9 protein-coding genes are annotated in these 14,341 nt (G+C 61.3%); 3 read left to right on the forward strand and 6 right to left on the reverse strand.

All coding sequences use genetic code 11. The annotated features are described in order from the left end of the window. Nucleotides 1–194: 194 nt before the first annotated feature. From D0B32_RS20490 to D0B32_RS20515, 6 genes are all read right to left on the reverse strand, one after another. Nucleotides 195–1,982: a glycosyl hydrolase gene (locus tag D0B32_RS20490; RefSeq protein WP_259295075.1), complete on the reverse strand. Its 1,788-nt coding sequence runs from the start codon at nucleotides 1,980–1,982 to the stop codon at nucleotides 195–197. Between the two features lie 1,050 nt (nucleotides 1,983–3,032). Next, nucleotides 3,033–4,241 (reverse strand): GNAT family N-acetyltransferase, encoded by a 1,209-nt coding sequence (locus D0B32_RS20495; protein WP_117336100.1) that lies wholly within the window; start codon nucleotides 4,239–4,241, stop codon nucleotides 3,033–3,035. Nucleotides 4,242–4,843: 602 nt separating this feature from the next. Then, nucleotides 4,844–5,869 (reverse strand): UDP-glucose 4-epimerase GalE, encoded by a 1,026-nt coding sequence (gene galE, locus D0B32_RS20500; RefSeq protein WP_117336101.1) that lies wholly within the window; start codon nucleotides 5,867–5,869, stop codon nucleotides 4,844–4,846. 12 nt (nucleotides 5,870–5,881) lie between these two features. Further along, nucleotides 5,882–7,018: a glycosyltransferase family 4 protein gene (locus D0B32_RS20505; RefSeq protein WP_117336102.1), complete on the reverse strand. Its 1,137-nt coding sequence runs from the start codon at nucleotides 7,016–7,018 to the stop codon at nucleotides 5,882–5,884. Nucleotides 7,019–7,051: 33 nt separating this feature from the next. Next, nucleotides 7,052–7,894: a glycosyltransferase gene (locus tag D0B32_RS20510; protein ID WP_117336103.1), complete on the reverse strand. Its 843-nt coding sequence runs from the start codon at nucleotides 7,892–7,894 to the stop codon at nucleotides 7,052–7,054. Beyond that, entirely contained in the window at nucleotides 7,891–9,174 is a 1,284-nt protein-coding gene (locus D0B32_RS20515) for an oligosaccharide flippase family protein (protein WP_117336104.1), read from the reverse strand. The genes D0B32_RS20510 and D0B32_RS20515 overlap by 4 nt, the downstream gene beginning before the upstream one ends. A 266-nt stretch (nucleotides 9,175–9,440) precedes the next feature. Between D0B32_RS20515 and D0B32_RS20520 the strand changes: the two genes are divergently transcribed. The 3 genes from D0B32_RS20520 to D0B32_RS20530 all read left to right on the forward strand — a co-directional run bounded on the left by D0B32_RS20520 (nucleotide 9,441) and on the right by D0B32_RS20530 (nucleotide 14,280). Further along, a complete protein-coding gene (locus D0B32_RS20520) occupies nucleotides 9,441–10,835 on the forward strand; it encodes a phosphomannomutase/phosphoglucomutase (protein ID WP_117336105.1) in 1,395 nt (464 codons plus the stop codon). A gap of 402 nt (nucleotides 10,836–11,237) precedes the next feature. Beyond that, entirely contained in the window at nucleotides 11,238–13,481 is a 2,244-nt protein-coding gene (locus D0B32_RS20525) for a TonB-dependent siderophore receptor (protein ID WP_117336106.1), read from the forward strand. 115 nt (nucleotides 13,482–13,596) lie between these two features. Then, a complete protein-coding gene (locus tag D0B32_RS20530; protein ID WP_117336107.1) occupies nucleotides 13,597–14,280 on the forward strand; it encodes a Fe2+-dependent dioxygenase in 684 nt (227 codons plus the stop codon). The last annotated feature ends 61 nt before the right edge of the window (nucleotides 14,281–14,341 follow it).

Below are 14,341 nucleotides of genomic sequence, written 5' to 3' on the forward strand. Positions count from 1 at the left end.
ACATCTATATAGAGGGGTGTTGGCGAAATGCGCGGCGATGCGCGCATGGCGAACAAAAAGAAAAAGCGGTGCTTCTTGTGAAAGCACCGCTTGGGGCCCACCAAAGGCGGGCACTGTCGCCGTCTGTATTACAGCGCGCCAGAGCGAACTAGCGCATCGGCACATCAAGGCGCATCAAGGCCGATCAAGGCCGATTAAGGCGTATTGGCCGAGGTGTAAGCCTTGAACGCTGCGTAGCACGGCTTGTGCGTCGCGCCGTCGGCATCGATCACGCCGTATTCGTCGGACGTCGTCATGTCGATCAGTTCGTACATCATGATCGACTGCACGTTGTACTGCTGACGCAGCGCGTAGTAGTACGCGAGCGTGCCCGAAACGTAGCTGCTCTGCTGGGTGGGGGAGTCGTACATGTAATAGCCCCACTCGGTCAGCCAGATCGGCAGGTTGAAAGACTGCTGCAGAACCTGCAGCACGTTCGTCAGACCCTGCGCGCCCGCCTCGGTGATCATGCCCGACGTTTCGTACCAGTGGTACATCTGGATGTCCCACTTCAGCGGCGTCGCGCCCGAGGTCGGCGTGGCCGAACCGTTCGGCGTCTGGCCGTTCCACAGCATCTGCAGCGCGCAGTAGGCGAGCGGAACGCCGACGTTGATACCGACCTTCACGGTCGGATCAACGGCCTTCACGCCGTCGATCATGCCGCGCAGCACGCCGCGGTATGCCGGCCAGTAAGCCGGGTTGTAGTTGTTCGGCAGGTTGCCCGCGCCATTGGTGATGAGACCGTTGGCTTCGAGTTCGTTACCGCATTCCACCACGCTCACGAGGCCCTTCAACGGCGTCATGATCGACACGGCGAGGTTGTAGCCGAGCGTGTATTGCGAGCTTTCCGATGCCGTCTGGTCGTACGACATAGGCACGATACACGGCAGGATCGAGATGCCGCTGCCCTTGAACGCGCCGTTGAGCGCGTTGGCAACGGTCTGCGCCATGCCGGAGCCGGCCACGTCCGCACGATAGTTCGTGACGCCCAGGTCCTTCAGGATTGCGACCTGCTGCGCGGCGCTCATCGTCGAATAGACGCCGGTCGGGTAAGCCATGTGACCGTTGATGCCGTAGAACAGCGGGAACTTGCTGGTGCTCGTGGCCGGTGCGGCCTGACGCGGGTCGGTGGTGGCCGACCAGCCGTTCGAGCCGTACACGTACCAGCTTGCGTATTCGTTTTCGCAGTAGACGGTGTGGTTCCAGTACATCAGGTACACCGCGGCAACCGGGCAATTCGTGTTGACGTTGTTGCGCGACACGATACCGCCCGACAGGGTCCACGATGCGCCCGAGGCGTCGATGATCGACGGGGCCGGCGGCACCACGGTTTCCTGCGCCGATTCAGCGGCCTGACGCGGGTCGGTGGTGGCCGACCAGCCATTCGAGCCGTACACGTACCAGCTTGCGTATTCGTTTTCGCAGTAGACGGTGTGGTTCCAGTACATCACGTACACGGCGGCCACCGGGCAGCTGGTGTTCACGCCATTGCGGAACACGGCGCCGTTCGACAGCGTGTACACGTTGTTGCCCACGTCGACGATCTTCGCCGCCGGCGGCATCACCGTTTGCTGGCCCGACTCAGTGCTGCCGCGCGGATCCGCGCAGGCCGACCAGCCGTTCGAACCGTACACATACCACCATGCGTATTCGTTTTCGCAGTAGACGGTGTGATTCCAGTACATCACGTACACGGCTGCCACCGGGCAGTTCGTGTTCACGCCGCCTTGCAGGACCTGGCCATTCACCAGGGTCCACTTGTTGCCGCCAGCGTCGATGATCTGCGCTGCGGGCGGCATCACCGTTTGTTGGGCCGACTCAGCCGTCTTGGCTTGAGCCTTGTCGACGGCGGCATTCGCGCTCGTCGCCTCGCTTGCGCCACCGCCACCACCGCCGCATGCGGCGAGGGCCAGGCTGCCGGCGCTGGCCAGCAGGCCAGTCATAAATTTCCGGCGCGTCGCAGGAGCATTGGCAAAACCGGGAATCGGAAGCTGGTCAGCCGACTGCTCGAGGAAAAGGGAGGAAATCCTACCTGTTTGTATCTTACGTTTGTCAGACAACATGCCGCTTTTTCCGCAATGGTCTAGGAGCGGCGGAGTATAAAAGATACATTTTCCGTGTCACTACCTCTATCGGAAATAAGTGCGAATTAGCAAAAAACATACTCCGAAAAAAAGAAACAGAGGCGAGATGCGATAGTGACTGAATTACCGGGGACACAACGAAAAGGCGAAGAAATATCCGGTAAGTTGTTGTATACAAATATTAAATCTGCATAACCAGTGGTCCGCTACAGGCCCTATTGATGTGATCATAGGAAGGATATTTTTCTTTTCATAAATGAAACGTTTTTCGCGGTAATGGAGTAGAAATTACGTATCAAAATGTAACGATGACGGATTTACTACCGGTCTCCCTATTTCGGTGCGGAATAATACCCGAGGTTATGGCGATCAATTGGATAAAGCGATTGGGAAAATGAATGCCTGGCGTTTTATTCATACGAATAAAACGCCAATGCAGTGGCTTTGTGCGGATTTTCCCGGACGTGAGCGGGGCACGAACGATCGTTTAGCGATCCTGAGTTATTGGGGTACGTGTGCGTCTGCTGAACACTGTTCGGATCGCTAAATGCCGGTCGAAAATACCGATGGTTTTTCCGGCGACACGCGTGCACGGCGATGCAGCCATTCAACTGGTGGTCAACTTGTTCGAAGATGTCAGCGATGCGAGGGACGCTACGTCTACCGCATGCATTAGCGAGGCTGAGCGTTAACCCTTGGGTCAATCCAGTTCGCGTCGACGACTGACGTAACTGAACCACGTCGACAGGCCAGCATGAGGAAGAGAGATCGTGTGTGTTCGCGACCACGGCGACCCGTGTGCGAGGAGAGTGACGCGGCACCTGAAGTGGCACCTGAGTGGCACCTGAAGTGGCACTCGCCTGGAATGGCGCCTGCAGGCGGTACCTGAAGCGCCGTGGCAATACGCGCTTACGAGGCGTCGGGACGGGCGGATTTCTCCGCGGCACGGCGCCGCTCCGCGAGCGTATCGCGCAGTCTGCCCTTGATCCGCTCGGCGTAGCCCGCGAGCAAGCCGTATTCCGCCAGGCGCCCTCGCAGCGTGAGGAAGAGGGTGTGCGTGCTGTGGCGGGTGATGTGATTCGCCCAGCGCGCCTTATACGTGCTGAAAACCGGGCGCAGATCGAAATCGCAGCCTTTCTCGTGCGCCCATTTCATGCAGAACTCGTGCATCAGATTGCCGGGCGAGCAGTCCGAGAGCGCTTCGTCGTACGTGGTGATGAGGCCTTCAAAATAACGGGATCCCACCACGTTGAGCGACGCGGCAACCGGCACCCCATCCAGCCTGATAAAAGTGACGAGCGGCATCGCGGTCAGATCGATTCGACGCGCGAGTTCGATGAAAAAGTCCCTGACCTCATCGTGCACCAGATAGGGCGTGTGAAACCCGCGCGCCTTGGCCCATTCCCGCTTGTTGGCGAATAGCCAGCTGAGGATTGCTTCGGCGTCCTCGGCGGTCCTGCACCAGCCCATTTCCACCTGTCCCTTGGCATGCAGACGTTTGGCATGGCGGCGCGAATCGACCAGCATCGACTTCGAACGTGTTGCCGTGAAGTCTTCCCAACGGGGATATTGACGCAGATCCATCGTGTAGCCCGGCACATCGTCGCGCAGACCTTGTGGGACGACGGGCAGCAGCCACGAATGCGGCAGCGCTTCGAGCGCGCCTTGCAGCGCGCTGTCGCTGCGCACGAAGCGCACTTGCAGGACATCGGCGTGAATACTGGTTGCGGCGCGAACGGCTTGCATCAACACGTCGTGATCGGTTTCGTCGCGCATCAGCGGACCGCCGTACTCCTCGTCGGTGCCGCAGCTCAAGGTTTTCGCCACACGCAGCAAGCCCTTGCGATGGATCGCCACCGGCCATAACGCGCACAAACGGCCGGCGTCGTACACGCGTATCACTTCGACGCGCCCGCCAGCCGACATCAAACGCGCGGCGGCGACTTCACAGTAGGAATAGGTGAGCGAAAATGAGAAGGTCCGTGCCGTACTGGTGAGTTCATCCCATTCGCGCCGCAGGGTTTTGAACTCCGCGAGGTTCGCGATCGACTTGACGTCGTATTGAAACCGGAGTGACTCCGGCACGCTTCCAGCGATGGGAAGCAATCCGTCCGACATGTCGTTTTCCCCTCGTTGCAGATTGCATGGTACGCAATCAGGATTCCCAAACACCGGGCCAGTCTATCGTTTCTTCAAGACGATTTTCGATCCTGCAGATCCGCTTCTATCCTTGCGGATCGAGCGGCCGAGGTTCGGTTGAATGGCGCGGGTCCTCTCACTACGCAGCTCGAGTTTCGCTGCTATTGCTGACGAAATGATGGCAATGTCGCTCCGATACCAAAGTGTGCCGACGACGCATGACGACGCACAGGTCATCGTGCAAGGAAAACGTTTTTGTGAGGCCGCGCGTCGGACGCGATGAGTGTCGCGCGACGTGCGAGACGGTGAGCCGCGATCTGCGCCATCTACCCGATGTTTGCGAAGATCAGCCCGTCCGTTGACATGCCGCGCGGGTACGGCGGTTGCTGCGAAGAGGCGCGCTATGCGCACGTTCGAGCCACCGCACCCCGCGGTTAGAAGAAAAGTACGATCATTTATACGGCGCGAATGTACGACTGCGCACACAGCGAATTTCGCGCTCGCCGCGAAGGCGCGATGCGTTCGCGGCGGGTTGAATTTCCAGCGGAAACTCCGCCTCTATTCAGGCCAGTCAGGCAACGTCAGGCCTGGTAGCCGCGCGGATTCTTTTCCTGCCAGCGCCAGTGGTCCGCGCACATCCGTTCGATGCCGAACTCCGCGTTCCAGCCGAGCAACGCCGCTGCGGCAGCCGGATCGGCGTAGCAGGACGCCACGTCGCCAGGACGGCGCGCCACGATTTCGTACGGCACAGGGCGGCCCGAGGCGCTTTCGAAGGCACGCACCACATCCAGCACGCTATAGCCCTGGCCCGTGCCCAGATTCACCACGAGACTCGCGTCGTGCTTGACGAGCGCATCGAGCGCGGCGAGGTGCCCGCGTGCCAGATCGACCACGTGGATGTAATCGCGCACGCCGGTGCCGTCAGGCGTGTCGTAGTCGCCGCCAAACACGCGCAGCTTTTCGAGCTTGCCCACCGCTACTTGCGCGACATATGGCATCAGGTTGTTCGGAATGCCGGCAGGATCTTCACCGATCAAACCGCTTTCATGCGCGCCCACCGGGTTGAAATAGCGCAGCGTGGCGATGCGCCAGCTCGGGTCCGACACTTCGAGATCGCGCAGAATCTGCTCGGCCATCAGCTTCGACTGACCATAGGGATTGGTGGCCGAGAGCGGGAACGATTCGTCGATGGGCGAGCTTTTCGGCACACCGTACACCGTCGCCGACGAACTGAACACGAACGTCTTCACGTTGTGGTCGCGCATCACGGCAAGCAGCGTGAGCAGGCTGCCGACGTTGTTGTTGTAGTACTCAATGGGCTTTGCCACCGATTCACCCACTGCCTTCAGTGCCGCAAAGTGAATCGCGCCGGTAATCGGATGCGCGTCGAAAATGCGCTTGAGCGCGGCCGCGTCACGTGCGTCGGCTTCGTAAAACGTCACGGACTTGCCGGTGATCTGTTCGACGCGTTCGAGCGATTCGGGATTGCTGTTGACGAGATTGTCGATCACGACGACATCGTAGCCGCCGTTCAACAGTTCGACGCAGGTGTGCGAGCCGATGAATCCCGCGCCGCCCGTTACCAGAATCGTGCCCTTCGTGGCCATACTTGTGCTCCGTTAAAGTGAAACGCCCGTAAGGTTTCGTATCAGGTCTTTATATTGGTTTATGACGCCGCGCTCATCGAATTCGGCCATGACTTTTTGCCGGCCGCGTTCGCTCATGGCGCGCCGTTCTGCCTCGCTCATGTCGAGCATCTGTGCGAGCCGCCCGGCGAGACTTTCGGCGTTGCGTACTTCACACAGCAATCCATTGACGCCGTGCGCGACCACTTCCCGGCAGCCGGGCACGTCGGTCGCGACGATTGGCCGGCCCATCGCCGAGGCTTCCATCAGCGTGCGCGGCACGCCCTCACGATACGAGGGTAATACGACAGAATTAGCGGCGGCGATAAATGGACGGACATCGTGTGCCTCGCCGAGATATTCGACGACGCCTTCTTTTTCCCACGCGGCCACTTCTTCACGTGTGATGGCGCTGGGATTGTCCACGCCCACCGGCCCGAGCAGCTTGAAGCGCGCCTGCGGATAATGCGCCCGCAGGCGGCGCGCCGCCTCCACGTATTCGCCGACCCCTTTGTCCCACAGCAGACGGCCGATCAGTATGAAGTCGAAATGTGTCGTCTCTGGCAGCGGTGTAAACGCAAACTGTTCGAGATCGACGCCTTCGCCATGCAGCAGACGTGCACGCTCCGGATGCACCAGCAGGTTCTGGTCGACGAACGCCGCCTTGTCATCGCGATTCAGAAACCAGATCTCGCGCGGGAAGCGGAACGCGAAACGGTACAGCATTTTGGCGACCTGTGCGGCGCGGCTGTGTTGTATGAACACATAGCCGAGACCCGTTGTGATCGCAACCGAACTGACGCCCGCGAGTTTCGCGGCCAGCGAGCCATAAATATTCGGCTTGATGGTGTAGTGAAACACGAGGTCTGGACGGATGGCGCGGTAATGACGAAACAGCGCCCACAGTGTGCGTAGATCGTCGCGCGGGTTGGTGCCCTTGGATGCCACCGGCAGATCGATGCAGCGGCAACCCATCGTCGCCAGCAGGTCGAAGGTGCGATCGCGCGGAGCCAGCACCGTCACGTCGACCCCGCGTGCGAGCAGCTCGCGCAGCAGACCTTGCCGGTAAGTGTAGATGGCCCACGCCGTATTGCAGACGAGGATGATGCGCAGTGGAACGTTCGGCTTCATAGGGATTTGACGAGGGACTGGCAGTGCATGCCGTCAGGCACGTGCTGCATACAGCCGCTGTTTGACAGCTTGCAGCGCGCGATACGGCGTGACCAGATGCAGCAGGTTCTTCGCGAGCCCGAGCCAGTCATACAGATTGCGCGCGTTGAAATAGCGCAGTTGCAGCCGCAGCGTCGAGCGTACCTGTGTGCGCCGCTTCGTAGCGCTGATGCCGCTGGGATTCATCTCGTAGTAGAGACCCAGTTCGGGCAGATTGGCGCAGTCGTAGCGTTCCATCAGACGCAGGAACAGATCGAGGTCTTCAGCGGAGCGATAGTCCGCACGATAGTTGCCCACGGCGCGCACTGCGTCGACACGCAACATCATCGAAGGGTGCGCAAGACAGCTGCGATAGAAACGCAGGCGACGGATGGCATCGGGCTCAGGGGGGGGTGTCAGCATGAAGAGCGGCTCGCCTGCGGGTGTGACCACCTGGGTCCACATGCCGAGGCCGGCCACGTGCGCATGAGACTCCAGATACGCGCGTTGCTTCGCGAGCCGCTGCGGCACGGACAGGTCGCCGGAGTCGATGCGGGCAGCGTAGCGAAAGCCGCGCTCAGCGAGCGCATCCATGCCGCTTTGCAGGGCCTTTTCTATGCCGCCGTTGCGCGGCATGCGCAGCACGTCGATGGCGAGGTTCGGCAGCGTGGGCGCGACGATAGGCGGCGTGCTGCCGTCATCGACGATCAGCACGTGCACCAACGCATCTTCATCGAAGGACGCCAGCGTGCGCTCGACCTCGGCCTGACCGTTATAGGCAGGCAACAGCACGGCCACGTCGTCGAGCGTTGCACGAGCGCTGCCAGCAGTCTGCGCAGAGGCGGGTGATGGCGTCATGGGCGCAGTTTGAAACGGATGTAATAGAGGTTGACCGAGGCGGCGGCCAGATAACCGAGCGCCAGTCCGACCAGCGCGCCGTATGCGCCAAGACGCGGAATCGCCAGCAGGTTGACGACGAAGGCCACAGCGAGCGCCAGCAGCCACTTCGACAGCAGCACGAATTTCGCCTGATATTTCAACACCACCAGATTGCCGATCGCTTCGATCCCGGCCGGCACCGAAAGCCATACTGCCCAACGGAAGATGTCGATCGCGCCTTCATAAGCCGGTCCGAACACGCGACGAATGATGATGCCCGCAAGCAGGTCGAGCACCACCGCGCCGCCGATCATCAGCGCCGCAGTGAGCGCGGTGAGGCGCCACATGTTGCGACGCAGGCGCGCGGGTTCCTGCACACGGTAGACGAACGCGGGCGCAATGGTCTGCGCCAGCATCAGTGCGAGCGTGATCCAGTTCTCGTTCAATTGCTGGGCGGCGGAATAGCGGCCGAGATCGGCAAACGAAATGGCGCGCTCCAGCATCAGGCGGTCCAGTTTCAGGAACAGATACATACAGATGAGCCCGAGCCAGAACACCGTGCCCGCGGTCGCGAAGTGCCTGAAGAGCGAACGGTCGAGACGCCAGCCGAGCGTGCCGCCATGCCGGCGTATGTAGTAGACCAGCAGCACCGCGCCGATCGCCGCGGATTCCAGCGCCCACAGCCAGCCGAAGCGCGCAGGTGTGGCCGCGGCGCGTACCAGCAGGTAGACGAGGGCGGCTTTGACGATGGCCGTGCTCATGCTCGTGAGCAATTGCGGCTTGCTATACGTCATGCTTTGCAGCCACGAATTGATCACGCCCACGAACGGCTCGCGAAACAGCATGGTGACCGCGAGCCCCGCCAGCATGGCGCCGACCAGCGGATCGGTGAAGCCCGCGGCAATGCCGAACCACGTCAGCAGCAAGGCGCAGGCCGAGACCGACAGCCGCAACGCGAAGGCGCTGCCGAGCACCGTGCCCAGTTGCGCGGGCGGCCGGTTGACGATGGTGGGCACGAGAATTTCGGCGCCGCATACCCAGGTGATGGGCGAGAGCACCAGCAGCAGCGTATTCGCGTACTGCCATTTGCCGAAGATGTCCGGCCCGAAGTAGCGGGCCAGCATGCCGCTGATGGCGATGGCCACGGCGATCTGCGTGAGCCGTTCGAGTCCGAGCCAGACGATGTTGGCGAAAGCCCGCGTCACATCGGGGTTGGCGAAACGCCCGGAGATGCCCTTGATGCCTTTGAACGTCAGCATCCGCTAGCCGCCCATTGCGCCAGACTGGCCGTGGCTGTCTGTGCGATTGCCCGCCTCGCCGCGTGCTGCGGCAACTTTACGATGGGAGGGCGTCTAAGCATTAGAATAGTCGTCTGTAAGGCGTGTCTGAAAAGCGCAATTATAAGTTGGTATAAGTTGGACCCGGGTCCCTTCCGGTGAGGGGGTAGCGTGATGACCACCCATGACCGCCGCTGTCCGTCAGAAGAAGCGGGTCACATTTTCCATTGCACGCAAGTGAGCCAACCATGATCTCCAAATCTATTTTCAAGGCATATGACATTCGCGGCGTAATCGGCAAGACACTCGACGCCGACACCGCCCGTCTGATCGGCCGCGCGTTCGGCAGCGAAGTGCGTGCGCAAGGCGGCGACGCCGTGGTGGTGGCCCGCGACGGCCGCCTGTCGGGTCCGGATCTGATCGCGGCATTGTCGGATGGTTTGCGCGCCGCCGGGGTCGACGTGGTCAATGTCGGCATGGTGCCGACGCCGGTCGGCTATTTCGCGGCGAGCGTGCCGCTGCAACTGGCGGGCGGCGAGCGTCGCATCGACTCGTGCATCGTCGTGACGGGCAGCCACAATCCGCCGGACTACAACGGCTTCAAGATGGTGCTGCGCGGCGCCGCTATTTATGGCGACCAGATTCTTGCGCTGCATCAGCGCATCGTCGACGACAACTTCGCGAGCGGCAACGGCACGTATACGGACTACGACATTGCCGACGCCTACCTCGAGCGCATCGTCAGCGACATCAAGCTGGCCCGGCCGCTGAAGATCGTCGTGGATACCGGCAATGGTGTTGCTGGTGGCCTCGCGCCCAGGCTCTTCAAGAAGCTCGGCTGCGAACTGGTCGAACTCTTCACGGAGATCGACGGCAACTTCCCGAATCACCACCCGGACCCGGCGCACCCGGAAAACCTGCAGGACGTGATCAAGGCGCTGAAGGAAACCGACGCGGAAATCGGCTTTGCCTTCGACGGCGATGGCGACCGTCTCGGCGTCGTCACGAAAGACGGTCAGATCATTTACCCGGACCGTCAGTTGATGCTGTTCGCCGAAGAAGTGCTGTCGCGCAACAAGGGCGCGCAGATCATCTACGACGTGAAGTGCACGCGCAACCTGGCGAAGTGGGTGAAGGACAAGGGCGGCGAACCGCTAATGTGGAAGACCGGCCACTCGCTGGTGAAGGCCAAACTGCGCGAAACCGGCGCGCCGCTGGCAGGTGAAATGAGCGGCCACGTGTTCTTCAAGGACCGCTGGTACGGCTTCGACGACGGCCTGTACACGGGCGCGCGTCTGCTGGAAATCCTCTCGCGTGTGAAGGACCCGAGCGCGCTGCTGAATTCGCTGCCCAACTCGCACTCCACGCCGGAACTGCAACTGAAGCTGGAAGAGGGCGAGAACTTCGAACTCATCGCGCGTCTGCAAAAGAGCGCCCAGTTCACGGGTGCGGACGACGTCGTGAAGATCGACGGCCTGCGCGTCGAGTATCCGGACGGGTTCGGCCTGGCGCGTTCGTCGAACACCACACCGGTGGTGGTGATGCGCTTCGAGGCGGACAACGATGCGGCGCTCACCCGCATTCAGGAAGATTTCCGTCGCGTGATCCTGGCTGAGAAGCCGGACGCCAAGCTGCCTTTCTAAAGACCTGGAAGTGAAAGGAGCGCCGACCCCGTCGGCGCTCTTGTTTCGTTCTGCTGCACCGCTTCCTGCGTCGCTCTCCTCGCTCCAACCGTCCCGCCTTCCCCGTTTCCGCCGATCCCCCGCCCGCGTAGCTTGCACGAGCTTGCCATACGTGTTTCCACGTCCGTGCGCCAGCCTTCGTCACATTCTGTAATTTTTCGAAACAAGTTAGCCGATCGAAAAGTTCCCGAAAGATTGAAATATTAAGATACATATGAAATGATAGTCATTCTCATTTAAACGCATACGCCAGCCCACTGCTTTCCTGCCACCTCCGGAAAGCGGCCAGCCAGCCGTCGCCCCCTCGACACGCAAGCGTTGTTGCCCTTGCTGCTCCGACGGGTCATCTCTGACGGGATTTCTATGTATAACAAAACGCCGCTGGCAACAGCGCTAGCGCTAGCTTTGGCTGTACCTTTCACCACTTCGGCATTCGCACAATCCACCACGGCAGCACCTTCGGCCACGCCGGCGGCAACTCCGGCGGCCACGCCGGCGGCCGCGGTAAGCGCGCCGTCTGCAGCGGCGAACAACGCGTCGAACAGCACCTCGAGCGGCAACGGCACGCTGCCGACCATTTCGGTGTCCAGCCAGGCGCAGCAGGATTTCCAGGCCGACACGTCGTCGGTGGGCGCGAAGAAGCCGACCGCGCTGCGTGATATCCCGCAGACCGTGACGGTCATCAACAAGGACCTGCTGCAGTCGCAGGGTGCGACCTCGTTCCAGGACGCGCTGCGTAACGCACCGGGCGTCACGATCGGCGCCGCGGAAGGCGGGCAGATCGGCAACAACATCAACCTGCGCGGCTTTACGGCCATCAACGACATCTACCTGGACGGTTTCCGCGATCGCAACCAGTACTATCGCGATACCTTCGACCTGCAGGAAATCGAAGTGCTGTACGGCCCTTCGTCGATGTTGTTCGGGCGCGGCTCGACCGGCGGCGTGATCAACCAGGTCAGCAAGAAGGCGAACCTGCAGGAGTCCGGCGAAGTGTCGGCGACGGTCGGCACGGACGACCGCTATCGCAGCACCGTCGACCTCAACCATCCGTTGACGGATACCTCCGCGCTGCGCATCAACGCGTTCGGCCAGAGCATGGGTTCGACGCGCGACTACGAAAAGAACAAGGACTGGGGCATCGCGCCCGAAGCGCGCTTCGGCATTGGCACGCCCACGGAGGTGACGCTGTCCGCGCTGATCCAGCACAACAACGACATGCCGGACTACGGCGTGCAGGCGTTGAACGGACATCCGGCGCCGGTCGGCAAGAATACGTTCTATGGCCTCACCACGGACCGCACGATCCAGGACGTGCAGATCTTCACCGCGGCCATCAAACACAAGTTCTCCGATGACCTGTCGCTGACCAACCAGACGCAGATCTCGCATTCGATGACCGACGCGCGCGAAACCGCGCCGCAGGCGGTGCTGACCGGCCCGCTGGCGACCAGCCCGGCGCTCTCCAACGGCAACTACACGAACCTGCCGCCGTCGGATCTGTTCATCAAGCTGCAAAGCCATGACCGCGTGATCCAGAATCACGCGATCTACAACGACACCTCGCTCGACTACAAATTCACCACCGGCCTGATCAAGCACGACGTGATCGCCGGGGTCGAACTCGGTCACGACAGCTATACAAACCAGGCCTACACGCGCAACAACCTGCCGGTGGTGTCGTTGGTCGATCCGGTCGCCCTGTCGTCGACGCCGGGGGGCACCACGACGACCGGCAACTACGCGGACTCGGGCTCCAACGAAATCGCCGCGTATATCAACGATACGATCTCGCTCGGCCAGCACTGGAAGGTGGTGGGTGGGGTGCGCTGGGATCGCTTCCAGGCGCAGATTCACAACACCATCAGCGCGCCGTTGTACGCGAGCCAGACCAACTTCTTCACCAGCGTGCGCGCCGGGGTGATCTATCAGCCGACCGACTGGCAGTCGTATTACTTCTCTTACGGCACATCTTTCGATCCCTCACTGGAAGCCCTCACGGTCACCAATCTGACGCAGAATCTGGCGCCTGAGTCGACCCGTTCGTATGAGGTGGGCGGCAAGTGGGATCTGCTGGGCGGCAATCTGTCGGTGACCTCGGCATTGTTCCGCGAGGAAATGACCAACGCGCGCACCCAGGTTTCGCCCACCGAATACGAACTCGACGGCGATATCCGCGTGGACGGTTATCAGGCCGGCGTGACGGGTCACATCACCGACAAGTGGCAGATTTATGGTGGCTACACGTACATGGACGCTGTCATCCTGAAGGCGATGGATGGTACACAGGGTCACACGCCGGCCAACACGCCGCGTAACACGCTGACGTTGTGGACCACGTATGCCTTCACGCCACATTGGGAAATTGGCGGCGGTCCGAGCTATATGTCCTCGCGCTATGCGTCGAACACTAACTACGTGGAAGTGGGCGGCTACACGCGTTGGGACGCCACGGCGGCTTATCACGCGAAGAAGTACGACGTGCGTCTGAATTTGCTGAACCTGACCAACAAGTACTACTACGACGCGCTGATTCCATCGGATGGCGGCCGTTCGGTGCCGGGCATTGGCCGGACCTTCCTCGCGACCGTCGATTACCGCTTCTGATTCAAGCCGACACGTTCGCGCCGGGTGGCCGCGTCGGATCCACGATTTGCTGGTGCGTTTGTCAGGCCTCGTTACCTGACCCTGACCCAGCGGCCACCCGCGAAAGGATGAATGGATGCTGTTGCAGATTCCCAAAGTGCTCGACGACGAGCAACTGCGCTCGATGCGCGAACGGCTCGATACGGCAGGCAGTGCCTGGGTGGATGGCCGCGCGACGGCCGGCTACCAGGGCGCGCCGGTCAAGAACAATCAGCAGATCGAGCAGTTCTCGCCGCTCGCTCGTGAACTCGGCGACGTGATCCTCGCCGCGCTGGAGCGGCATCCGCTCTTCATCAGCGCCGTGCTGCCGAACCAGGTTTATCCGCCGCTCTTCAATCGCTACGAAGGCGGCATGGAGTTCGGCAGTCACGTGGATGGCGCCGTGCGGCTCCTACCGAACGGTGCCAAGGTCCGCACCGACGTCTCGATGACGCTATTCCTCTCGGCACCGGATGAATACGACGGCGGCGAGCTGATCATCGAGGACACCTACGGCGTGCAACAGGTGAAGCTGCCGGCGGGCGACATGATCGTCTATCCGGCCACCAGCCTGCATCGCATTACGCCTGTGACGCGCGGCGCGCGGCTGGCGAGTTTTTTCTGGGCGCAAAGTCTCGTGCGCAGCGACACGCAACGCGCGCTGCTGTTCGACATGGACACCGCGATTCAACGCCTGAACGCGACCCAGGCCGACGAGGCGGCTCGCCGCAGCCTCGTTGGTTGCTATCACAACCTGTTGCGGCAATGGAGTGAAACGTGAGTGCATCTGTAGACGAACTGGATCGTGGCGTAACGCCTGGGTCGGACCAACGCTTCGACGC

Source organism: Paraburkholderia sp. DHOC27 (genome assembly GCF_003429005.1).
Lineage (GTDB): Bacteria > Pseudomonadota > Gammaproteobacteria > Burkholderiales > Burkholderiaceae > Paraburkholderia.